Origin of the sequence: Amaricoccus macauensis, assembly GCF_014201905.1 — a bacterium.
Lineage (GTDB): Bacteria > Pseudomonadota > Alphaproteobacteria > Rhodobacterales > Rhodobacteraceae > Amaricoccus > Amaricoccus macauensis.
Window position 1 is genome coordinate 24627 of the sequence record NZ_JACHFM010000003.1, and the last position, 20990, is coordinate 45616.

Genomic DNA, 20990 nt, shown 5'->3' on the forward strand with positions numbered 1-20990 from the left:
ACATGGATGACCGCCGCGCGGTGGGCAACACCCTCCGCCGGCTCGCATGACTTGCCGCAGTGCGGTCCCCTGGACGATCGCGGCGAGGCGAGACAGGTCGTGCTGGTCCTGCAACGCGCCGGGGCGGCCTCCCGATAGACCGGGAACTGAAATGGGTGTAGTGTGAAATGATTCATTAAGTCGCGGCGGCGACCAGTACCGCCGACACAATCAGAGGTGGTAGGATGAGGGCGGCCTTGATTCTGGCCGGGGTCCTCTGGGGCGCCGGTTTTTCGTGTGCGGCCATTGCGGAAACGCCCCTTGAGCGGGGCGAATACTTGGTTCGGGGGCCGATGAGCTGTGGCAACTGCCACACGTCGCAGGGTCCGAACGGGCCGGACATGACACTGGAACTGGCAGGGGGCGGCCCGGTCATCGACGACAAGATGATCACGGCCTACGCGCCCAACATCACACCAGCCGGCGAGATCGCCGGATGGTCGGACGCGGAGCTCTCCCGCGCCATACGCGAGGGCATCCGGCCGGATGGCACGCTGATTGGCCCGCCGATGCCGTTCAGCCTCTACAAGGGGCTCTCGGACACCGACCTTGCGGCGATCGTCGCCTTCCTGCGGACGCTGAAACCGATCGAGCACACGGTGCCGAAATCCGTCTACAACATCCCCCTGCCGCCGGCCTACGGCCCGCCGGTCACCCACGTTGCCGACATTCCGCGCGGGCCGACGGCCGAATACGGCGCCTACATCGCCGGGCCGATCGCGCATTGCCTCGAATGCCACACGCCGATGGGGCCACAGGGGCCGATGTATGACGGCCACCTCGGGCAAGGCGGCTTCGAGTTCCCCGGGCCCTGGGGAACGTCGGTCTCCGCCAATCTGACCTCGGGTGATGACGGACTGAAGAGCTTCAGCGACACCCAGATTGCCGACATGATCACCAAGGGGGTGAAGCCCGACGGCACCCGGATGCTGCCACCGATGCCCTATGCCTGGCTGGCGAAGATGACGCCCGACGACCTGCAGGCGGTGATCCTCTATCTGAGGACGCTGCCGCCGCTGCCGGACTACAAGGGCTGAGACCCGGCGGTTCCCGCGGATCCGTCGGCAGACAGGTCCGCGGGCGCCAGCCCCGACGGTTGGGCGAAGTCGCCTACTCCGTCGAGCGGAGTGCCGTCACCGCCCAGTCCCAGCGCAGCGTTCCCGCGACCGGCGGGACGTTCGCGAAGGTGAAATGCGCCGAGAAGGCGCGGATCTGCCCCGGCGGCGCGTCGGGGCGGGAGATCGCGGAGGACTCGCCGATCGTCGGGCAGTCGGCGGGTTCGGTCTCCGGCGTCGGGCAGTCGCGCAGGCGCAGGTCAAGGGACATCTCGCGCAGGCGGTAGAGCGGGGAGCCGTTCGTCACCCGCCCGGTGAGTGTCGCGCCACGCCCGCTCCGAGCGAGATCCACCTGGTCGAAGCTGAGTTCCGCGGCGGTTATACGCTGCGCCGCGCGTTCCGCCTCCGGCGGCCCCTGCCGCCAGAGATAGACGGCGGACCCGAGGCCGATGACGACGCCTGCCACCAGCAGCGGCAGGCGCAGATGGGGCAGCACGACGAGGGCATAGCCATAGCCGGCGAGGAACAGAACGAGGATGGCGATCGGCATTGAACGTTCCTGCGCGGTTCGGCACCACCTGTCAGACTGCGGCACCATCGACGTGTTGGACGGAAAGCGCCGCCACGTCTACCCCGTCGAGGCAGTTCACGTTGACCGCCACCACCTGCCGGCCATCGGGTGTCGTGCCGAAGGCAAAGGGCTGGATGCCGCAGATCCGGCAGAACTGGTGGTGAATCTCATGCTTGTTGAACGTGTACTCGGTGAGTTCGTCCCCGCCCTTCAGCAGGGTGAAGTCACCCTCGGGGACGAAGGCGAGGCGCGATCCGAGCCGGCGGCAGCGCGAGCAGTTGCAGACCACCGGGTTTGCGATGTCGATGTCCGCCTCGAAGACGACGGCACCGCATTGGCAGGAGCCGGTGTGATGTTCGGTTGCCATGTCAGAGATCTCCCATGATCAGGTCGCGGGGGCCGAAGATGCGGCGCCCGCCGCAGCGGATCAACGTTCCGGGTCCGCTCCGGTTCGAAGCGGATCGTGGCGCCGGCCGCATCCCCGGCCGGCAAAGCGCGGGCAGCGTCGGCGTCCGGTGTGCCGAAGGGCTCACGTCGCCCGAGCCACGTCAGGGCGTCGCGTAGCCGCCGAGCTCGCAGACGATGCGCCATTCCTCGTCGGTGACCGGCTGGACCGAGAGGCGCGAGTTCTTCACCAGCACCATCTCCGCCAGTCGCGGGTCGGCCTTGGTGCGCTCGAGGGTCACGGGCTCGGGGAAGGGTCCGATGGCGCGCAGGTCGACGCATTCCCAGCGCGGGTCCTCCGAGCTCGAGTCGGGATGCGCCTCGGCGATCACCTCGACGACGCCGACGATCGCCTTGATGTCACCGGAGTGGTAGAAGAAACCCTGGTCGCCCACGGCCATCGCCTTCATGAAGTTGCGGGCCTGATAGTTGCGCACGCCGTCCCATTCCTGACCGGCATCGCCTTTTGCGACCTGCTGGTCCCAGCTCCAGGTGTGGGCTTCGGACTTGAAGAGCCAGTGGGCCATGCGGCGCCTCCTATTCGGACTTGAGCGGGCGGGCGAGGAGCGCGGCCATCGCGCCCTCCACATCGAGACGGCCTTCCAGCACGTCGGCGACGGCGGCGGCAATCGGCAGCTCGACGCCGCGCTCGCGGCCGAGCTTGCAGGCGGCGCGCGCCGTGGCGACACCCTCGACCGTGCCGCCGGGCCGGGCCTCGGCGGCGCCGAGCGCCTGACCGAGGCGGAAGTTGCGGGACTGGGACGAGCCGCAGGTGAGCGAGAGATCTCCGAGACCCGAGAGGCCCGTCAGCGTTTCGGGGCGGGCGCCGAGGGCCACGGCGAGCCGCGTCATCTCGGCGAACCCCCGGGTCATCAGCGCCGCGCGGGCCGAGGCGCCGAGACACGCGCCCTCGATGAGGCCGCAGCCGATCGCGACCACGTTCTTCAGCGCGCCGCCAAGCTCGGCCCCCACCACATCGTCGGTCAGGTAGAGGCGCAGGCGCGCGGTGGAGAGCGTCTCCTGCAGCACGCGCCCGGTCTCGCCGTCGGCACAGGCAAGCGTGAGGGCAGTGGGCAGCCCGGCGGCGATCTCGCCAGCGAAGCCCGGGCCGGTCAGCGCAGCGACGGTGGCGTGGGGAAGGGCCGCCGCGGCGATCTGGCTCTGGAGGCGGAAGTCGCGGGCGTCGATGCCCTTGGCGCAGAGGACCAGCGGCATCTTGGGAAGGGCTGCGCCGTGCTCGGCGAGAAAGCTGGCCGTCGCCTGCGCGGGGACGACGAGCAGCACCGCCTCGGCGGTCGCGAGGTCGGCGAGATCGCCGGTGCATGCGAGCGTTGGCGGCAGTGTCGCGCCGGGCAGGTAGGGCGTGGTCCGGCTCGCCTCGGCCTCGGCCATGGCGGCGGCATCGCGGCCCCAGAGGCGCACCTCGGTGCCCTGCGCCGCCTCGGCGATGGCAAGGGCGGTCCCGAAGGCACCGGCTCCGACAACGCCGATCATGCCTTCGCACCTTTCCTGCCGGCCCCGAGCATCGGCGCCGCGCGGGCGTCGAGCGGCCAGCGCGGCCGGGCCTCCAGGCCGAAGCCGTCGGGTTCGCCGCGCGCCATCCGCTCCGCGGCGGCGAAGGCGATCATCGCGCCGTTGTCGGTGCAGAGCCGGAGCGGTGGCGCGAGGAAGGTCGCACCGGCCTCGGTGGCGACCGCGGCGAGGGCGTCGCGGATGGTGTGGTTCGCCGCGACCCCGCCCGCCACCGCGAAGGTTGCCTTGGGGAAGGCCGCGAGCGCACGGCGCGACTTCTCGGCCAGCGTTGCCGCCACGGCCGTCTGGAAACCGGCGCAGATGTCGGAGATGTCGGCGCGCGAGAGGCCGCCCTGTGCCTCGATCAGCTTGTCGCGGGCGCGGCGCACGGCGGTCTTGAGGCCGGAGAACGAGAGATCACAGCCTTCGCGGTCGAGCAGCGGCCGGGGGAAGGCGAAGCGGCTCGGGTCGCCGCTGCTGGCGGCCGCCTCGACGGCGGGGCCGCCGGGCTGGCCGAGGGCGAGGAGCTTCGCCACCTTGTCGAACGCCTCGCCGGCGGCGTCGTCGATCGTCCCGCCGAGACGGCGGAAGGTCTCGGGGCCTTCGACCGCGAGAAACTGGCAATGGCCGCCCGAGACGAGGAGCAGGAGATAGGGGAACGCGACCGGATCCGTCAGGCGCGGTGTGAGCGCGTGGCCGGCGAGATGGTTCACCCCCCAGAGCGGCAGGCCGCGCGCGGCGGCAAGGCCCTTGGCGAACATGACGCCCGCCAGCACACCGCCGATGAGACCGGGGCCGGCGGTGACCGCGATGGCGTCGACGTCTCCGAGCGTGAGGCCGGCGCGCTCGAGCGCGATGCTCGTCACTGCGTCCAGCCGCTCGGCATGGGCACGGGCGGCGATTTCCGGCACGACGCCACCGTAGATGCGGTGCAGCGCGTCCTGGCTGGTGACTTCGGACGCGAGGATCTCGGCCACGGGCTCGCCCGGGCGCGCCCTGACAAGTGCCACGGCCGTGTCGTCACAGCTCGACTCGATGCCGAGGATGATGCGCTCGCCTTGCATGTCGCTCCTCCGGGCGCCCGGGTAGCACCCGGGCGCTGCCCCTGCAATGTGGGCTCAGGCGAGGGCGCGTTCCAGTGCGACGCCGACGCGCAGGAGCTTCGCCTCGCCCCCGGCGGGCGCCAGCGCGCTGAGGCCGCAGGCCGGCATCGCTGTCGGCAGGGTGAGCCCGGCGAGACCCATGAGGTTCGCAACGCGGGTGTTGCGCAGGGCGAGGAGGTTCTCCGCGACGAAGAAGTCGGGATCGGCGAGCAGTTCATCGACGTTCGGCGGCAGGAGCGGCGCGGTCGGGAGCAGCACCGCGTCGTAGGCGGCGGCGGCGATCGCCCACTCGACCCGCATGGCATCGACCGCACGCCACGCGGCGACGAAATCGACGGCGGAGAAGGCGGCGCCGGCACGGAACCGCTCGCGGATCGGCGGAAACATCAGTTCCGGGTCCGCTTCGATCGCGTCGCGCCAGATCGCATAGGCCTCGCCGGTGAAGAGAGCGCCCGCGAGCGCGAAGGCGGGGGCGAGCGGGACCAGCGGCCCGCGGGTGATGACGGCGCCCGCGGCGGCGATGCGCGCCACGGCGTCCTCGAACGCCTCCGCGGGCACGGCGCGGGTCGGGTCGAGCACCGGATCGGCGAGGACATGCAGCCTGAGGCCCGCGATCGGCGCCCCCGCCAGATCCGGCGCCGGACGCCCGGAGAGCGCCGCGAGCAGGAGCCCTGCGTCCTCGACGGTGCGGCAGAGCGGGCCGATCGTGTCGAAGCTGCTGGCAAGCGGCACTGTGCCGTCGAGCGGCAGGCAGCCGTGGCTGGTCTTCAGGCCGACGAGATCGTTCCACGCTGCCGGCACCCGCACCGAGCCGCCGGTGTCCGAGCCGATCGCGGCGGCGGCAAGGCCAAACGCCACCGAGGCGGCCGCACCGGAGGACGAGCCGCCGGGCGCGAGCTCGGGGTCGTTGATGTTGGGCGGCGTGGCGGTGATCGGGTTCACCCCGAGGCCGGAGAAGGCCAGTTCCGTCATGTGCGTCTTGCCGAGGCAGACGAGCCCGGCCCGCGTGGCGGTGGCAAAGACCGTGGCGTCCGTGTCGGGCACCCGGCCCCGGAGCAGCGCGGAGCCTGCCTCCGTGCCGGTGCCGGCAGTGTCGATGAGATCCTTCCAGCTGATCGGCACGCCGTCGAGCGGCCCGCGCCGAAGGCCGCTCCGCGCCCGATCCGCGGCGGCCGACGCCTCGGCGCGGGCACGCTCGGGCGTGGTGCGGGCGTAGATCGCGGTGGTGTCGGGATGGCTGTCGATGGCGGCGAGATAGACCTCCGTCAGCTCGCGCGCGTCGATCGCCCCCGAGGCGATACCTCGCCCGAGATCCCCCGCGCTCGCCCAGAGCCATTCGTCCGACATGCTTAAGCCTCCCACGCCACTTTGGGCGCGACCGTAGCGCGGCGGGGAAAGCAGTGTCTACGGGCGGTGCCGTCAGTTCTGCGGCGCGTTCCCTGCCGGAGCGTTACCAGACGGGCTGTCAGCAGATGGGCCGTCAGCAGATGGGGCGAGCGTCTGCGGTTCGGCGGTCTGTGGCGTGTCAGCGGCCGGTACCTCTATCGTCGAGGACGGCTCATTGGGGTCGGGACCGGAAAAGACGCTTGATAACCACCAGATGAGACCGACGAGGACGAGGAGGAGGACGGCACTGATGCCGATGAGCGGGCCCGCGTGACGGCGGACTTCCTTCTTCGGGTTGGTATCGTGCGGTGCCATGAATTCTCCTTTGCTTACGGAACAGGTCAGCGGCGGTGTTGGTTCCCCCCGGGTGGACATTGCGGTGCGGTGCCGGATACTGCGGATGCCGAGGGCCGGAGGGATGCCATGGCGCGGGATACGGATGTTCTGATCGTGGGGGGCGGGCTCAACGGCCCGCTTCTTGCGCTCGCTCTGGCGCAGGGCGGGATCGCCAGCGTGGTGCTTGATGCCCGGCCCCGCGAGGAGCGCGCGGCCGAGGATTTCGACGGCCGGGCCTATGCGCTGTCGCTTGCCTCGCGGCGGATGCTGGCGGCTCTCGGCCTCTGGCGCGGACTGGCTCCGAAAGCTCAGGCGATCGAACGGATCGCCATCAGTGACGGCCGGCCGGGCGAGGGAGCCTCGCCGCTCGCGCTGCACTTCGACGGACAGGAGATCGACGAGGGCCCGATGGGCCACGTGCTGGAGGACCGCTTCCTGCGGTGGGCACTCCTTGAGGCGATGGACGCCGAGCCGCTCGTCAGCCACCGCGCCGGGATTGCCGTCGTCGGGCAGGAGGCGGGCCCGGGCACGGCCACGGTGATCCTCGCGGACGGCACGCGTCTCACCGGCGCGCTGATCGCCGGTTGCGACGGGCGCGACAGCGCGGTGGCGAAACGCGCGGGGATCGGGCGGCGCGGCTGGAACTACGGCCAGACCTCGCTGGTCGCCGCCGTGGCGCACGAGCGGCCGCACGGCGGCGTGGCGCACCAGTTCTTCGTGCCGGCAGGCCCGCTTGCCATCCTGCCGCTGCCTGGCAACCGCTCGTCGATCGTCTGGACCGAGAGCACTGCGCGCGCTGCCGCAATCTCCGGGCTCGATCCGGCGGGATACCTCGCGGAGCTGCGCCCGCGCTTCGGCGACTTCCTCGGGGCGCTTCGGCTGGAGGGTGGCCGGTGGAGCTATCCCCTCGGCCTCACGCTCGCCGACCGCTGGACCGCGCCGCGCATCGCGCTGGTCGGCGACGCGGCGCACGGCATCCACCCACTGGCGGGGCAGGGGCTGAATCTCGGGCTCCGCGACGTGGCGGCCTTCGCCGAGGTGCTGGTCGAGGCGCTGCGCCGCGGGCAGGACATCGGCGCGGCCGACGTGCTCGAGACCTACGCCCGCTGGCGGCGCTCCGACACGGTGATGATGGCTGCCGCGACCGACGGATTGAACAGGCTGTTCTCGAACGACAACCCGCTGCTCCGCCTCGGCAGGGACCTCGGCCTTGGCCTCGTCGACCGGCTGCCGGGCCTGCGCCGCCGGCTCATCAGCGAGGCGGCCGGGGTGACGGGAGATCTGCCGCGGCTGCTACGCGGGCAGCCGATCTGATTTTCCTCTGGACAGGCGCCGGCGCTTCCCATAGTCAGCGCGCCACGGCCGGTTCGGCCGGCCCCCGTGCCCGGGTAGCTCAGGGGTAGAGCAGCGGATTGAAAATCCGCGTGTCGGTGGTTCAAATCCGCCCCCGGGCACCATGGTCTCCCTGATTTCCGTATGAAGTTCGCGACCCATCCGGGTTTCCCCGGGTGCTTCCTGGCGGGGACTGTGCCGGGACTACGCTGGGACTGCGGCAGTCAGGGTCATGGGATCGTACCGGCCGCGCCGGGTTTTCGCCAAATCCGCCCGTCGCCAGACCCCGCCCGTCGCAAAATCCACCCGTCGGGTATGGTTTCGTCGATTCTCGGATTGGTCGTCCCCCTGTCGGCGCACAGGTTCCTGACGCTTGCCGGCGCCTGCGAACGGGTGGAGCTTTGGCGCAGGTTCTGTGGCGAGGACCGACTCCACCCCGCGATCGGCTACAAGGCCCCGATCTGAACCATGCGGTGCGGCCGGCCCGCCGCCTCGATGAAGCCCGGGCTTTCCTTCCCGCGAAGGGATGATCCCCTTCGCGGGAAGGTGGGGGGTCAATTGGTGTCGCTGAGCGGGCTCGCGGAGGTGTCGCTGAGCGGGCTCGCGGAGCCCAGGGCAAGATCGCCCCCGTGCTCGAGGAAGCCCTCGATCGCGCGCCGCCACGGCGCGATGTCGATCCCTTCCCGGGCGAGCCACGCCGGATCGTAGTAGCTGTCGGCGTAGCGATCGCCGCTGTCGCAGATCATCGTCACCAGCGCGCCGCCGCGCCCCTCCCGCATCATGTCCGCAGCCACGGAGCACAGCGCGAAGAAGTTGGTGCCGGTCGAGCCGCCGACCCGGCGGAACAGCCGTTCGGACAGGACGTGCGCCGCCGCGATCGAGGCGGCGTCGGGCACGCGGATCATGTGGTCGATCACGCCGGGCACGAAGGAAGGCTCGACCCGCGGGCGGCCGATCCCCTCGATCCGGGAGCCCGGCGCGGTCACGCCGCGATCGCGCGTTCGCCATGCGTCGTAGAAGGCCGAGCCCTCGACATCGGCGACGCAGAGACGCGTGGGAAGGCCGCGATAGCGGATGAAGCGCCCGAGGGTCGCCGCCGTCCCGCCGGTGCCGGCGCTGACCACGACCCACTCCGGGACGGCTTCCTCCTCGCCTTCCAGCTGGCGGAAGATGCTCTCGGCGATGTTGTTGTTGCCGCGCCAGTCGGTCGCGCGTTCGGCGTAGGTGAACTGGTCGAGGTAATAGCCGCCGTGCTCGCGCGCCAGCCGGGCCGCGACCTCGTAGACCTCGCCGGCGCTGTCGACGAAGCAGCACTCACCGCCGAAGCGGGCAATCGCCTCGATCTTTGACGGACTGGTGCGGCGCGGCATCACCGCGATGAAGCGCAGGCCCAGCAGCCGGGCGAAGTAGGCCTCGGACACCGCCGTCGAGCCCGAGGAGGCCTCGACGAGCACCGTCCCCTCGTGGATGCCGCCGTTGCAGATGCCGTAGAGAAACAGCGACCGCGCCAGTCGGTGCTTCAGGCTGCCGGTCGGATGGGTGCTTTCGTCCTTGAGATAGACCGAAATCCCCGGCAGCCCCTCGAAGAGCGGTTTCAGCAGATGGGTGTCCGCCGACCGGTGCGCGTCACCCGAAAGGACGTTGATCGCGTGACGCGTCCATGGGCGCCCCCCGCACTCGGGCAAGGAGGAGGCGGCGGTGGGCGGCTGGTCGGGCATGGATCGATCCGTTCAGTTCGTCGCCGGCAGGCGGCTGCGAACGAGCGCGGTCCAGTACGACACGCCCCAGGCGATGGCCTCGTCGTCGAAGTCGTAGGCGGGATGGTGCAACCCGGCACTCGCCCCGTTGCCGATGTTGATCATCGCGCCCGGAACCTCGTTCAGCATGAAGGAGAAGTCCTCGCCGCCGAGGGTCTGGGGCATGTCGCGGCCGACCCGGCCGACGCCCGCGACCGCTTCGGCCGCGAGTGCCGCGAATTCGGTCTCGGCCTCGTGGTTGACCGTCACGGGATAGTGCCGGCCGTAGTCCATCCGGCCGGTCGCCCCGAAGGCCGCGGCGATGCCCGCGACCATCTGGCCGAGGCGTGCCTCGATCATGTCGCGGACCTCCTCGCGCAGCGTGCGCACCGTGCCCGTGAGCGTGACCTTCGGCGGAATGACGTTGTGGGCGTCGCCGCCGTGCACCGTCGTCACCGAGATCACCGCGGAGTCGATCGGGTTCATGGAGCGCGAGGTGATCGTCTGCAGCGCCTGGATCAGCGCGGCCATCACCGGCATCGGGTCGATGGTGTTCTCGGGCTGGGCGGCATGGCCGCCGACGCCCTCGATCACGATTTCGAACATGTCGACCGAACCGAGGACCGGCCCCGGCGCGATGATGAACTCGCCGACCGGCAGGCCTGGACGGTTGTGCATCCCGTAGACCTCGTTGACCGGGAAGCGGCGGAAGAGCCCGTCCTCGATCATCGCCCGCGCGCCGGCGCCGCCTTCCTCGGCAGGTTGGAAGATCAGCACCACGGTGCCGTCGAAGGCGCGACTCTCCGCCAGGCCGACCGCGGCGCCGAGCAGCATCGTCGTATGCCCGTCGTGGCCGCAGGCGTGCATCTTGCCCGGGGTCTGCGAGGCCCACGGCTTGCCCGAGGCCTCGAGGATTGGCAGCGCGTCCATGTCGGAGCGCAGACCGATCGCCCGGCCCGAGTGGTTGGTGCGGCCGCGGATCACCGCCACGACGCCGGTCTTGCCGATGCCCTCGTGGACCTCGTCGACGCCGGCGGCGCGCAGCGCCTCGGCGACCTGCGCCGCGGTTCGCGGCAGGTCGTAGAGCAGTTCGGGATTGCGATGGAGATCCTGACGAAACGCCACCAACTCGTCGATGCGGTCCGAAATCCAGTTCTCGACGGGCATTAGTCCTGCTCCTCCATGCGGTAGCGGAAGTCGCAGTGACTCGCCCCCTTCATGATTGTCTGGGTCCGGGTCAGCTTCATCGCCGGATTGTAGCCGATGCAGAAATCGCCATCGCGGTTGCACGAGAGCAGGTGGCCGATCCGCCCGAGCCCCATCTCGCGATACATCTCGGCGTAGCGGCAGCGGGTGACGTTGAAGTCGAGCTGCTCGTCATCGGCGTGCAGGACGTCGATCTCGAGCGAGCCGCCGGCGGTCCAGTTCGGCATGATGTCGGCCATGTCGCGGAGGTTGGGCGCGTGGTCGAGAGTTTCGGCGAAGCTCTTGCCCTGCTGGATCGCCGACTGGCTGACGGCCGCGCCGATCACCGCGTCGGCCTCCTCGGTGCCGGAGCGCGCCTCGATCACCTCGTGGACGTTCTTCAGGATCTGCGCCTCGATGCGGCGGCGTTCAATGATGGGAAGCATGGTCATGGCACTGGCTTTCGGCTGGAGCTACTTCATTTCCTGCAGGTCCTTGCGCCGCAGCCATGCGAGATAGCTTGGCGCGACCCGTCGCGCGATCGAATGGAAGGGCAAGGGGGCGGGGATCGGAACAACGGGCAGTGCGAGCGTGTCGAGCGCGGCGCCGGAGACCGCGCGCGCCATCTCGCGGCCGAGCGAGACGCCGAGGGCGACGCCGCGGCCGTTGCAGCCGATCCACGTCCAGGCGTCGGGGCCGAGGCTGTGGACGCGGGGGAAGCGGTCCCAGGTCATGCCGACGTAGCCCGACCAGACGTGGGTCATCGACTGCTCGCCGAGGGCGGGGAAGGCGTCCGCGAGATTGCGCGCGGCCTTCGCCGCGACGCGGCGACGGACGTCGTGCTCACCAATGACCACGCCGCCGGTGATCAGCCGGTTCCGCGCATCGTAGCGGAAGAAGCGCAGGTCGCCCCGCGTGTCTGACACCGCCTGACGGCCGGGCAGGATGGTGCGGCGCACGTTGTCGGAGATCGGTGCCGTCGCCATCTGCCACGAGAGCACCGGCACGACGGTCCGCGCCAGCCGGCTCGCGAGGCCGGGCACGAGCTCGCCGGTGTAGGTGCTGGTGGCGAGGATCATGTGCCGGGCGCGGACCTTGCGGCCGCCCTGCGTCGTGACGGTCCAGCGGTCGCCGTCGCGTTGCCAGCCGGTGACCGGGGTCGTCTCGTGGAGGGTGGCGCCGTGCGCCTCGGCGGCCCGCGCCATCCCGCGCGCCAGTCCGAGCGGGTTGATGTGGCCGCCCGTCGGGTTCAGCATGCCGCCGTACCAGAAATCCGAGCCGAGGAGGGCCGTCGCCTCGGCACGGTCGAGAAGGCGCGCGGGAAAGCCGAAGCGCTGCCATGCCTCGACCCGGGCGCGCGACAGGGCGACCCGGCCCGGCGAGTGGGCGGGCTGGAACCAGCCGGCCTGCTCGGCCTCGGCTTCGGCCTCGATCCCCTCGCGGCGGACGATGTCGAAGAGCACCGAGGCGCTGTTGCCGACCAGCCGGGCGAAGCGCTCCCCGGCCGCGTTGTAGCGCGCGGCGAGCGCGTCGGGCTCGGCGGCGGTCATCGTCGGGATGACCTGGCCGTTGTTGCGTCCCGAGGCGCCCCAGCCGACCGCCTCGGCTTCGAGGAGCACCACGCGCTGGCCTGAGCGCGCCAGCTCGAGCGCCGCGGAGAGGCCGGTGAAGCCGCCGCCGATCACCACGGTGTCGGCATCGGTATCCGCGTCGAGCGGCGGCGCCGGCGTCCGCGGCAGGGCCGTCGCGGCCCAGAGGGAGTCGGGGAAGATCACGTCGGTCATGGGGGTATGTCTCCGCTCCTCAGGCGACGCTCAGCTGCGGCGGCTGCCAGTCGCGGCCGGGGATCGAGCTCAGGAGCGCCTGGGTGTAGGAATGTTCGGGGGCCGCGAAGACCTCCGCGGTCGGCCCGGCCTCGACGATCTCGCCCTTCTGCATGACGATGATCCTGTCGCAGAGCTGCGCCGCGACCCGGAGGTCGTGGGTCACGAACAGCAAGGACAGGTCGAGCCGGTCACGCAGGTCGGCGAGGAGGCGCAGCACCTGCGCCTGCACCGAGACGTCGAGTGCGGAGACCGGCTCGTCGGCGACGATCACCCGCGGCTGCATGGCGATGGCGCGGGCGATGCCGATGCGCTGGCGCTGGCCGCCGGAGAACTCGTGCGGATAGCGGTCGGCGGCGGCGGGCGACAGCTCGACGAGCTCGAGAAGCTCGCGGGCCCGGGCGTGGGCCTCCGCCTTCGGCACGCCGTGGACGATCGGGCCCTGCGCGATCAGGTCGACAACCCGCTTGCGCGGATTGAGCGAGGCCATCGGATCCTGGAAGACCATCTGGATGTCCTTGCGGAGGCTCCGCAGGTCGGCACGGCTGGCGCGTATCAGATCCCGGTCGTGGATCATCACCTCGCCGCTGTCGGACTCGAGCAGCCGGGTCACGATGCGCGACACCGTGGTCTTGCCGGAGCCGGATTCGCCGACGACGCCAAGGGTCTCGCCGCGGCGCAGCGCAAAGCTCAGGTCCTTCACCGCCACCACCGCGTTGCGCCGGCCGGACAGGAGCCCGCCGCGGGCGGCGAAGCTCTTGCGCAGGTTGCTCGCGCGGAGCACCACCGGCGCGTCGGAGAGCGGCTTGTGCGGCGGCGGGGTCAGGGCCGGGACCGCGGCGATCAGCGCCCTGGTGTAGGGATGCTGCGGCCGGTTCAGGATCTGGTCGGCGGGGCCGGATTCGACGAGCTCGCCGAGGCGCAGCACCACGATGCGGTCGGCGATCTCGGCAACGACGCCGAAGTCGTGGGTGATGAACAGGATGCCGGTGCCGTGCTTCGCCTGCATCTCCTTGATGAGGCGCAGGATCTGCTTCTGTGTCGTCACGTCGAGCGCAGTCGTCGGCTCGTCGGCGATGATGAGCCGCGGGTTCATGACCAGCGCCATCGCGATCATCACCCGCTGCCGCTGCCCGCCCGAGATCTGGTGCGGATAGGCGTTGCAGGCCGAGGCCGGGTCGGGGATGTGCACGTCCGCGAGGATCTCGAGCACCCGGGCCTTGCGGCCCTTGCGGTCGAGATCGGTGTGGAGCCGCAGCACCTCGTCGATCTGCCAGCCCACGGTCTTCTGCGGGTTGAGCGCGGTCATCGGCTCCTGGAAGATCATCGCCATCCGGTCGCCGCGCAGCTTGCGCATCTCGGCCTCGGACCTCGAACAGACGTCCTCGCCGTCGAGAAGGATGCGCCCCGCCGACACGTGTACCCGCGGCTCCGGCAGGAGGCGCATCACCGCGTTGGCGGCGAGCGACTTGCCCGAGCCGGACTCGCCGACGAGGCAGACGATTTCGCCCGCGTTCACCGTGAGGTTGAGATGCTCGAGCGCATAGGGGCGGTCCGCGCCGGCCGGCAGCGAGATGCGCAGATCCTCGATCTGCAGGATAGGGGTCGCGCTCACTTCTTCTGCCTCGGATTCAGCGCGTCGTTCAGCCCCTCGCCCATCAGGCTGAAGGAGAGCACGGTGAGCAGGATCGCGACGCCGGGGATGACGGTGCAGAATGCCGCCTCGCGCAAAACCGCGCGGCCCTGACCGATCATGTTGCCCCAGCTCGCGAAGTTCGCGTCGCCGAGGCCGAGGAAGGCGAGCGCGCTTTCCATGAGGATCGAGGTCGCCATCACCACCGAGGCGAAGACGATCACCGGCGGGAGGGCATTGGGCAGGATCTCGCGGAAGATGATCGAGGCGTTGCCGACCCCGAGATTGCGCGCCGCATCGACGAACTCGCGCTGGCGCAGCGTCATGAACTCGGCCCGGACCATCCGGGCGGGCGCGGTCCACGACACGACACCGATGCCGATGACGATGCTCGTGAGGCTCGAGCCGAAGATCGCGACGAGGGTCAGGAGCAGCACGAAGCTCGGGATCGTCTGGAACGCCTCGGTGATGCGCATCAGCACGTCGTCGATCCAGCCGCCGAAGTAGCCGGCGACCGCACCGATCAGGATGCCGATCGCGATCGAGATCACTGTCGCGACCACGCCGATCAGCAGCGAGATCCGCGCGCCGTGCAGGATGCCGGCGAGGATGTCGCGGCCGAGCTGGTCAGTGCCGAACGGCGAGGCGGCGACGGTCAGCGGCGGGGTCAGCGGCTGGCCCGCAAGGCGCAGGGGATCGCCGGGCGTGATGACGCCGGCCAGGAGCGCCGCGAGGGCAACGGCCGCGAAGATGACAAGACCGAGCACAGCGGCGCGGTTGCGCCTGAAGCGCCGCCACATGACCGCCGCGCGGGACGCTGCCGGCCGGGTGAGGTCGAGATCGGTCGCGCTCATTGCAGTTCGATCCTCGGGTCGAGCCAGGCATAGATCATGTCGGTCACGATGTTCACGACCAGAACGATGATGGAGGCGAGAAAGATGATGCCCATCAAGGTGTTGAGGTCACGCTTGATGACGGACGTATAGGCGAGCTGCCCGACCCCCGGCAGCGCGAAGATCGTCTCGATCACCACCGAGCCGCCGAGCACCGTCGAGATCTGCAGCCCGAGGAGCGTGATGACGGGCATCAGCGCATTGCGCATGACGTGGTGGAACATCAGCCGCCGCCCGCCAGCGCCCTTTGCCTTCGCGGTGCGGACGAAGTCGAGGTCCATCACCTCGAGCACGCTCGTGCGCATCAGGCGCATGTAGAAGGCCATGTAGATCAGTGACAGCGCGGCCACCGGCATCACGAGATGGCGGGCGATGTCCACCCACAGGCGCCAGCCGGTGTGGAAGGCCCCGATGTCCTTGATCCCGCTGACCGGCAGCCAGCCGAGCTTGACCGAGAAGACGAGGATCATCAGCAGGGCGAGGAGGAACGAGGGCATCGCGTAGAAGATCAGCCCGAGCGTCGAGATCACGTTGTCGGTCAGCGAATAGGCCCGCCGCGCCGCGAGGGTGCCGAGCGCCACGCCGATGACGAAGGCCGCCGACAGGGCGCCGACCATCAGCAGCATCGTCACCCACAGCCGCGACATCAGCACCGTCGCAACCGGCTGTTCGTAGACGTAGGACCAGCCGAAGTCGAACTGTGCGAGCTTGACGAGGTAGCGCCAGAGCTGCACCAGCACCGACTGGTCGAGCCCGTACTCCTGGCGCATCCGCTCGACGAAGGCCGCGTCGGCGCCGCCCATGTCGCCGACGAGCGCATCGACCGCGTCGCCCGGCGCCAGCTGGATCAGGAGGAAGCTGCCCACCATGATGAGCAGGATCACCGGCACCGCCTGCAGGATACGGCGCAGCAGGTAGACTAGAATCGAGGGCATGGGTCTCCCGCCTGGTGAACCGCGGGCCGGCGTGAAGGCAGCCCCGCGGGGATGTGGCCTCGGGTGAAGCCGGAGGGCGGGAACCCTCCGGCACGGGCCATCACTCGTCGATCCAGAGGTCGTACCAGCTCGAGCTGTCCCACCGCGGGGTGTTGTGGTGGTTGATGAGCTTCTTGCTGGTGATCCCGATGAACGGATGCTCGATCGCGAAGATCACCGGCAGGTCGGTCATCTCGAGCCGCTGGATCTGGTGGTAGAGATCGGCGCGCTTCGCCGGGTCGAGCTCCTCCGCCGCCGCGTCGATCAGGGAGTCCATCTCGGCCGACTCGTAGCCGAACTGGTTGGACCACGCGGTGCCGGCCGGTGCGCCCGAGCGCAGCCAGACCGTCGTCGACACCGCCGGGTCCGAACGGAACTGGTGCCAGCCGTTGGCCGTGTCGAAGTCGTGGTCGCGATAGACGCCATTCAGGAAGCCCGGCGTGTCGTTGGTGAGCAGCTCGACCTCGATGCCGATCTCCTTCATCGCCTGCGCGTAATACTGCGACCAGAGCGTCGTGTACTCGCCCCAAGGTGCCGGGCGATGGCGCAGCTTGAAGCGCACCCCGTTGGCGTCGGCCGGGTAGCCCGCTTCGTCGAGCATCGCCCGCGCCTTGGCAGGGTCGTAGGGGTAGGTCGGCACGTCGTCGGTGTAGTTCTCGCCCCCGGCGCTCGGGATCGGCCCACGGCCGGGTTTGGCATAGCCGCGCATGATCGTCTTGATGGCGAAGTCGGTGTCGAGCCCGTGATAGATCGCCTGCCGCACCCGCACGTCCGCGAGGATCGGGTTGCGCAGGTTGAACTCGACCGTCTCATGGGCGACGTTGTTCTCGAAGCCCTTGGTGCCCATGTCGAAGCGCGGGTCGTTGCCCAGACGCTCGAGATCAGCCATCGAAAGGCCGTTGAAGGGGGACTCGTGCAGCTCGCCCGCCTCGAGCGCCGCCGCGGCGGCCGCCTTGTCGGGGATGATGCGCCAGATCACCCGATCGAGATAAGGATACTCCTTGCCTCGCCAGTAGTCGTCGTTGCGCACCGCGATGATGTACTGGCCGCGCTCGTATTCCTGGAACTTGAACGGCCCGGTGCCGATCGGCGCCTGGTTGTGCGGGTTCTTCAGGATGTCGGTGCCCTCGTAGAGGTGCTTGGGCACCGGATGGCCGAGATCGGGCATCGCGGCGACCATGAGCGCGAGCGGCATCGGGTGCGAGTAGTTGAAGACCGCGGTCAGCGGATCCGGGCAGTCCACCGATTCGAGATTGGCCTGAAGCGTGGAGGAATAGTTGAGGAGCGGCTTCCACAGGTTCATTGCCGAGTAGGCGACGTCGTCGCACGAGAACGGCTCGCCGTCGTGCCAGCGCACCCCGTCGCGCAGCTTGAAGGTGATGGCCTTGCCGTCCGCGGAAGACGACCACTCAGTCGCGAGTACGCCGACGTAGCCATCGTAAGTCTTGTCGATCAGCGGCTCGATCATCTTGCCGGTGATCTGATAGACCCCGGTCGAAGCCCTGAGCGCCGGGTTCAGCACGCCCTGCTCGGCGATGATGTGGCTGAAGATCGTACCGCCTCGCTTGACCTCGGGCGGCGTCTCCTGCGCGAAGGCGGGCAGCGCCAGCGCAAGGGCGCCGGCCGCACTCAGGAGTCGGGTCAGGGGTGTCTGCATCGGGCCTTCCTTCCTGTTGGGCGGATCGTCCCTTCAAGCTGCGATCCTGACCGGAGGTCACTTGTGGGGGTTTTCCCCGGGTCGTGTCAATTGTAATTCACTAATAACCTGGCTTTCAGCGTGTCAACGGATGCGGTATACGATCCAATGATGGTGGATATATCTACCCAATGGAGGTGATATGAAAAATCCTTCCCCTCCATCGGGGGCAAGACCGTCTGGATCACCGGCGCGGCATCGGGCATCGGCGAGGCGATGGCGATTCGCTTCGCCGCGGAGGGCTATGCCGTTGCACTTTCAGCCCGTTCCGAGGGTGGGATCAACGATCTCGCCGCCCGGATTCGTGCCGATGGCGGAGATGCCGCAGCCTTTCCGCTCGACGTCATCGATCGCGACGGCGTAGTGAAATCTTCCCGGGAAATCGCGGACTGGCGAAACGGAATTGCCGTCCTGTGCAACAATGCCGGACTGAATACGTCGCACCGGCGCTGGGACGACATTGATTTTGCCGAGTGGGACGCGATCATCGGCACCAACCTGACGGGTGCGATGAACGTGATTGCGGCGACGCTGCCGATCATGCGGGCCGCAGGCGGGGGCGTCATGATTCACACGTCGAGCTGGGCCGGCCGCTTCCACGCTCCCCTCGGCGGCGTTCCCTACGGCGCCTCCAAGCACGCACTCACGAGCCTCAGCGCCAGCCTGAACGCGATGGAGGGCGTGAACGGCATCCGCTCCACCGCGCTCTGTCCGGGTGACGTGGCGACGCCGCTCCTGCTCAGGCGCCCGGGCTACGACCCCGCCGCCGCCGCCCGCGCCATCCAGCCCGCGGACATGGCAGACCTCGCGCTGGCCGTCGCCCGGATGAACCCCCACGTCGCAATCCACGAGATCGTTCTGGCGCCCGTCCAGAGCGATCACCGGTGAAGGACCCCGTCATGACCCATCCCGTCAAGGGTATCGATCACGTCTTCCTGCTGGTCGCCGATCTCGACGCGAGCGCCGCGGCGTATCGCCGGCTCGGCTTCACCCTGTCGCCGCGCGGCACCCACAGCCCCGAGATGGGCTCGGCGAACTACACGATGATCTTCGGGCGCGACTACGTCGAACTCCTCGGGATGATCGCCGACACCCCCCGCAACCTGCGTCACCGCGAGCGGATCGCCCGCGACGGCGAGGGGCTGCGCGCCATCGCCTGCCGCATCGACGACGCAAACGCCGCACGGAGCGCGCTCGCCGCGATCGGCATAGAGGCCGGCCCGGTCGGGGAGTTCTCGCGCCCGCTGCCGCTGCCCGACGGGTCCGCCGGGGTGGCGGCCTTCGCGACGACGGAATTCGCCCCGGACGAGATCCCGACCGGCTCCGTCTTCATGTGCCAGCACAAGACCCGGGACATGGTCTGGCGGCCAGAGCTTCAGGTGCATCCGAACGGTGCGACGGGGATCGCCGGCGTCGTCGCCGCCGCTGACGACCCGGAGCGCATGGCGGCGGGATTCGCGCGCCTGTTCGCCGCCGGCGAGGTCAGCGCGGTCGAGGGCGGGTTCTCGGTCGCGACGGGCCCCGCATCGGCCGCCATCCTCTGTCTGTCCCGGACGGCGGCGGCGGCCCGCTACGATGGGGCCGCCGTTGGCGCGACCCCGGCCACCGGCTTCGCCGCCCTGCAGATCGCGGTCGCGGACCCGGACCGGGCGCGCGCCGCCTTGGCTGCGGGCGTGACGGTCCACGACGGGGCCGGGTCGTTCTGGGTCGCCCCCGGCGACGCCAGCGGCACGATCGTTGAGTTCGTCCGCGCATGAGCCAGGCGGGCCGCAAGTCCCCGGGGACGCGCCGCCGCTCAGGCGAGGGCGCGAGCTTCGACGCGATCGACCGGCAAATCCTCGACCTCCTGCAGGAGCGCGACCGCCCCGTCGCGCTCCTCGCCGAGGAGATCGGGCTCTCGCAGACACCGTGCTGGCGTCGCATCCGCAGGCTCGAGGAGGCCGGCGTCATCCGCGGCCGCGTCGCGATCGTCGATCCGAAGCGGGTCGGTGTGCCGCTGACCATCTTCATCGGGATCACCGCGCCGCGTCACGAAACGTCCTGGCTGAACCAGTTCCGGGAGTTGGTCGAGAGCATCCCGGAGGTGGTCGAGGCCTATCGTCTCACCGGCTCGACCGACTATTTCCTCAAGGTCCTGGTGCCGGACATCGAGGCCTACGACACCGTCTACAAGACCCTGATCGAGCGCCTGGAATTCTCGCAGATCAACGCGTCGATCTCCATGGAGGAGCTGAAGTTCACCACGGTTGTGCCGACGACCTATCTCTGAAAATCGGTGCTGCCGAGACCCGTTCCGGCGCGAATGGTGGTCTCTCTGGTCTCGCTGCCCGTCCGTGCCATCCTGTGCCCTTCGGGAGTGAGCCGGGAACAGTGGCATTCGTTCCCTTCCTGTTGCCAGTGCCCGTCGTCGCGACAGGCCGGGCGGCCTTGTCCGCCGCCAGCCAGATCGCCCGGACCCAATGTCCGGGCGGGGGGCTTCGTCCGACGGAGTGCCCTTGCAGCCCTTTCAGTTCAGAACGATGCCACCATCGACGTTCAGGGACTGGCCGGTCACGAAAGCGCTGTCGTCAGAACAGAAGAATGCGACCGGGCCGGCGACATCCTCCGGGTCGCCAATGCGGGCCATCGCGGTCTTCGCCTGCCAGGCATTCCGGACAGTGGCGTCGTCAAGGTTCACCCGGCCCATGTCGGTCAGAATGATGCCCGGACAGACACAGTTCGCGGTGATCCCGAGAGGGCCGACTTCCTGCGCGAGGACGCGGGTGAAGCCCATGACCGCGGCCTTGGAGGCTGAATAGTGGGCCTGCTCCGGTGCGCCGTGCTTGCCGCCGATCGAGGCGATCGTACAGATGCGGCCGTAGGCCTGGGCCTTCATCAGTGGCAGCACGGCCTGGGTGACGAGGAAGACGCCCTTGGCGTTCACGTCCATCACTGCGTCCCACGCTTCCTCGGGCAGGGCCTCGACCTTGCCGGCAATGAGGATGCCGGCGTTGTTGACGAGCGCGTGGATGGTGCCGAGCTCGGCTGCAACCTGACCGACCATCGCCTCGACCTCGGGCTTGCTCGACACGTCGGCGCAGACGGCCATGGCGCTGCGGCCGAGCGCGCGGGCCTCGGCTGCGACCGCCTCGAGCTCCGGGCGCTGGCGAGAGATGTCGTTCAGGGCGAGATCGAAGCCGCGGGAGGCGAGGCCGAGGGCGATCGCGCGGCCAATGCCGCGACTCGCGCCGGTCACGAGGGCGACGCGGCCGTTCCTGGTGGTCATGTGAAGC

Annotated in this window: 21 protein-coding genes and 1 tRNA gene; 6 read left to right on the forward strand and 16 right to left on the reverse strand. The window is 69.7% G+C overall.

Features of this window, described 5'->3' with window-relative positions:
- Nucleotides 1-224: 224 nt before the first annotated feature.
- The gene (locus HNP73_RS13985; RefSeq protein WP_184150826.1) at nt 225-1076 is read left to right on the forward strand and encodes a c-type cytochrome; all 852 of its coding nucleotides are present in this window, start codon (nt 225-227) and stop codon (nt 1074-1076) included.
- A gap of 73 nt (nt 1077-1149) precedes the next feature.
- Here HNP73_RS13985 and HNP73_RS13990 read toward each other — a convergent pair whose 3' ends face one another.
- The 7 genes from HNP73_RS13990 to HNP73_RS14020 form a co-directional block, all read right to left on the reverse strand.
- Nucleotides 1150-1644 carry a hypothetical protein gene (locus HNP73_RS13990; protein WP_184150829.1) on the reverse strand — a complete coding sequence of 165 codons (495 nt, stop codon included), beginning with the start codon at nt 1642-1644 and terminating at the stop codon, nt 1150-1152.
- A 31-nt stretch (nt 1645-1675) separates the two neighbouring features.
- A complete protein-coding gene (locus HNP73_RS13995; protein ID WP_184150832.1) occupies nt 1676-2032 on the reverse strand; it encodes a GFA family protein in 357 nt (118 codons plus the stop codon).
- A 181-nt stretch (nt 2033-2213) separates the two neighbouring features.
- Entirely contained in the window at nt 2214-2636 is a 423-nt protein-coding gene (locus HNP73_RS14000) for an EVE domain-containing protein (protein WP_184150834.1), read from the reverse strand.
- Between the two features lie 10 nt (nt 2637-2646).
- Nucleotides 2647-3603 carry an NAD(P)H-dependent glycerol-3-phosphate dehydrogenase gene (locus HNP73_RS14005; protein ID WP_184150836.1) on the reverse strand — a complete coding sequence of 319 codons (957 nt, stop codon included), beginning with the start codon at nt 3601-3603 and terminating at the stop codon, nt 2647-2649.
- Nucleotides 3600-4685 carry a tRNA (adenosine(37)-N6)-threonylcarbamoyltransferase complex transferase subunit TsaD gene (gene tsaD, locus HNP73_RS14010; protein WP_184150838.1) on the reverse strand — a complete coding sequence of 362 codons (1086 nt, stop codon included), beginning with the start codon at nt 4683-4685 and terminating at the stop codon, nt 3600-3602. Before tsaD ends, HNP73_RS14005 begins: the two co-directional genes overlap by 4 nt.
- Nucleotides 4686-4739: 54 nt before the next feature.
- Nucleotides 4740-6071 carry an amidase gene (locus tag HNP73_RS14015; protein ID WP_184150840.1) on the reverse strand — a complete coding sequence of 444 codons (1332 nt, stop codon included), beginning with the start codon at nt 6069-6071 and terminating at the stop codon, nt 4740-4742.
- Between the two features lie 72 nt (nt 6072-6143).
- Nucleotides 6144-6425, reverse strand: coding sequence for a hypothetical protein (locus HNP73_RS14020; protein ID WP_184150842.1), 282 nt, complete (start codon nt 6423-6425; stop codon nt 6144-6146).
- Nucleotides 6426-6533: 108 nt separating this feature from the next.
- Between HNP73_RS14020 and HNP73_RS14025 the strand changes: the two genes are divergently transcribed.
- Together HNP73_RS14025 and HNP73_RS14030 are read left to right on the forward strand one after the other, a co-directional pair.
- Nucleotides 6534-7760: an FAD-dependent monooxygenase gene (locus HNP73_RS14025; protein ID WP_184150844.1), complete on the forward strand. Its 1227-nt coding sequence runs from the start codon at nt 6534-6536 to the stop codon at nt 7758-7760.
- Nucleotides 7761-7828: 68 nt separating this feature from the next.
- Nucleotides 7829-7903: transfer RNA gene (locus HNP73_RS14030), tRNA-Phe, on the forward strand.
- A gap of 429 nt (nt 7904-8332) precedes the next feature.
- Here HNP73_RS14030 and HNP73_RS14035 read toward each other — a convergent pair.
- From HNP73_RS14035 to HNP73_RS14070, 8 genes are all read right to left on the reverse strand, one after another.
- Nucleotides 8333-9496, reverse strand: coding sequence for a PLP-dependent cysteine synthase family protein (locus HNP73_RS14035; protein WP_184150846.1), 1164 nt, complete (start codon nt 9494-9496; stop codon nt 8333-8335).
- 12 nt (nt 9497-9508) lie between these two features.
- Nucleotides 9509-10681 (reverse strand): M20 aminoacylase family protein, encoded by a 1173-nt coding sequence (locus HNP73_RS14040; RefSeq protein ID WP_184150848.1) that lies wholly within the window; start codon nt 10679-10681, stop codon nt 9509-9511.
- Nucleotides 10681-11151 (reverse strand): L-2-amino-thiazoline-4-carboxylic acid hydrolase, encoded by a 471-nt coding sequence (locus HNP73_RS14045; RefSeq protein ID WP_184150849.1) that lies wholly within the window; start codon nt 11149-11151, stop codon nt 10681-10683. The genes HNP73_RS14040 and HNP73_RS14045 overlap by 1 nt, the downstream gene beginning before the upstream one ends.
- Before the next feature lie 21 nt (nt 11152-11172).
- The gene (locus tag HNP73_RS14050; protein ID WP_184150852.1) at nt 11173-12483 is read right to left on the reverse strand and encodes an NAD(P)/FAD-dependent oxidoreductase; all 1311 of its coding nucleotides are present in this window, start codon (nt 12481-12483) and stop codon (nt 11173-11175) included.
- A 19-nt stretch (nt 12484-12502) separates the two neighbouring features.
- The gene (locus HNP73_RS14055) at nt 12503-14137 is read right to left on the reverse strand and encodes a dipeptide ABC transporter ATP-binding protein (RefSeq protein ID WP_184150855.1); all 1635 of its coding nucleotides are present in this window, start codon (nt 14135-14137) and stop codon (nt 12503-12505) included.
- Nucleotides 14134-15009 (reverse strand): ABC transporter permease, encoded by an 876-nt coding sequence (locus tag HNP73_RS14060; protein ID WP_184150859.1) that lies wholly within the window; start codon nt 15007-15009, stop codon nt 14134-14136. Before HNP73_RS14060 ends, HNP73_RS14055 begins: the two co-directional genes overlap by 4 nt.
- Nucleotides 15006-15983, reverse strand: coding sequence for an ABC transporter permease (locus HNP73_RS14065; protein ID WP_184150862.1), 978 nt, complete (start codon nt 15981-15983; stop codon nt 15006-15008). Before HNP73_RS14065 ends, HNP73_RS14060 begins: the two co-directional genes overlap by 4 nt.
- Before the next feature lie 100 nt (nt 15984-16083).
- Complete coding sequence (locus tag HNP73_RS14070) at nt 16084-17679, reverse strand: ABC transporter substrate-binding protein (RefSeq protein ID WP_184150865.1); 1596 nt, start codon at nt 17677-17679, stop codon at nt 16084-16086.
- Between the two features lie 222 nt (nt 17680-17901).
- On the opposite strand from HNP73_RS14070, the gene HNP73_RS14075 reads away from it, so the two are divergent.
- Genes HNP73_RS14075 through HNP73_RS14085 form a run of 3 tightly spaced genes read left to right on the forward strand, consistent with a single transcriptional unit; the run spans nt 17902 to nt 19987 of the window.
- On the forward strand, nt 17902-18606 hold the full coding sequence (locus tag HNP73_RS14075) for an SDR family oxidoreductase (RefSeq protein WP_343063358.1): 705 nt from the start codon (nt 17902-17904) through the stop codon (nt 18604-18606).
- 11 nt (nt 18607-18617) lie between these two features.
- Complete coding sequence (locus HNP73_RS14080; RefSeq protein WP_184150871.1) at nt 18618-19475, forward strand: VOC family protein; 858 nt, start codon at nt 18618-18620, stop codon at nt 19473-19475.
- Nucleotides 19472-19987: an Lrp/AsnC family transcriptional regulator gene (locus HNP73_RS14085; RefSeq protein WP_184150876.1), complete on the forward strand. Its 516-nt coding sequence runs from the start codon at nt 19472-19474 to the stop codon at nt 19985-19987. The genes HNP73_RS14080 and HNP73_RS14085 overlap by 4 nt, the downstream gene beginning before the upstream one ends.
- Before the next feature lie 237 nt (nt 19988-20224).
- On the opposite strand, the gene HNP73_RS14090 is transcribed toward HNP73_RS14085, so the two are convergent.
- Nucleotides 20225-20983: an SDR family NAD(P)-dependent oxidoreductase gene (locus HNP73_RS14090; RefSeq protein ID WP_184150879.1), complete on the reverse strand. Its 759-nt coding sequence runs from the start codon at nt 20981-20983 to the stop codon at nt 20225-20227.
- Nucleotides 20984-20990 lie beyond the last annotated feature (7 nt).

Bases quoted from the DNA above. Each gene is read 5' to 3' on its own strand.
- HNP73_RS13985 (WP_184150826.1), top strand. From the start codon at position 225: ATGAGGGCGGCCTTGATTCTGGCCGGGGTCCTCTGGGGCGCCGGTTTT.
- HNP73_RS13990 (WP_184150829.1), bottom strand. From the start codon at position 1,644: ATGCCGATCGCCATCCTCGTTCTGTTCCTCGCCGGCTATGGCTATGCC.
- HNP73_RS13995 (WP_184150832.1), bottom strand. From the start codon at position 2,032: ATGGCAACCGAACATCACACCGGCTCCTGCCAATGCGGTGCCGTCGTC.
- HNP73_RS14000 (WP_184150834.1), bottom strand. From the start codon at position 2,636: ATGGCCCACTGGCTCTTCAAGTCCGAAGCCCACACCTGGAGCTGGGAC.
- HNP73_RS14005 (WP_184150836.1), bottom strand. From the start codon at position 3,603: ATGATCGGCGTTGTCGGAGCCGGTGCCTTCGGGACCGCCCTTGCCATC.
- tsaD (WP_184150838.1), bottom strand. From the start codon at position 4,685: ATGCAAGGCGAGCGCATCATCCTCGGCATCGAGTCGAGCTGTGACGAC.
- HNP73_RS14015 (WP_184150840.1), bottom strand. From the start codon at position 6,071: ATGTCGGACGAATGGCTCTGGGCGAGCGCGGGGGATCTCGGGCGAGGT.
- HNP73_RS14020 (WP_184150842.1), bottom strand. From the start codon at position 6,425: ATGGCACCGCACGATACCAACCCGAAGAAGGAAGTCCGCCGTCACGCG.
- HNP73_RS14025 (WP_184150844.1), top strand. From the start codon at position 6,534: ATGGCGCGGGATACGGATGTTCTGATCGTGGGGGGCGGGCTCAACGGC.
- HNP73_RS14035 (WP_184150846.1), bottom strand. From the start codon at position 9,496: ATGCCCGACCAGCCGCCCACCGCCGCCTCCTCCTTGCCCGAGTGCGGG.
- HNP73_RS14040 (WP_184150848.1), bottom strand. From the start codon at position 10,681: ATGCCCGTCGAGAACTGGATTTCGGACCGCATCGACGAGTTGGTGGCG.
- HNP73_RS14045 (WP_184150849.1), bottom strand. From the start codon at position 11,151: ATGACCATGCTTCCCATCATTGAACGCCGCCGCATCGAGGCGCAGATC.
- HNP73_RS14050 (WP_184150852.1), bottom strand. From the start codon at position 12,483: ATGACCGACGTGATCTTCCCCGACTCCCTCTGGGCCGCGACGGCCCTG.
- HNP73_RS14060 (WP_184150859.1), bottom strand. From the start codon at position 15,009: ATGAGCGCGACCGATCTCGACCTCACCCGGCCGGCAGCGTCCCGCGCG.
- HNP73_RS14065 (WP_184150862.1), bottom strand. From the start codon at position 15,983: ATGCCCTCGATTCTAGTCTACCTGCTGCGCCGTATCCTGCAGGCGGTG.
- HNP73_RS14070 (WP_184150865.1), bottom strand. From the start codon at position 17,679: ATGCAGACACCCCTGACCCGACTCCTGAGTGCGGCCGGCGCCCTTGCG.
- HNP73_RS14080 (WP_184150871.1), top strand. From the start codon at position 18,618: ATGACCCATCCCGTCAAGGGTATCGATCACGTCTTCCTGCTGGTCGCC.
- HNP73_RS14085 (WP_184150876.1), top strand. From the start codon at position 19,472: ATGAGCCAGGCGGGCCGCAAGTCCCCGGGGACGCGCCGCCGCTCAGGC.
- HNP73_RS14090 (WP_184150879.1), bottom strand. From the start codon at position 20,983: ATGACCACCAGGAACGGCCGCGTCGCCCTCGTGACCGGCGCGAGTCGC.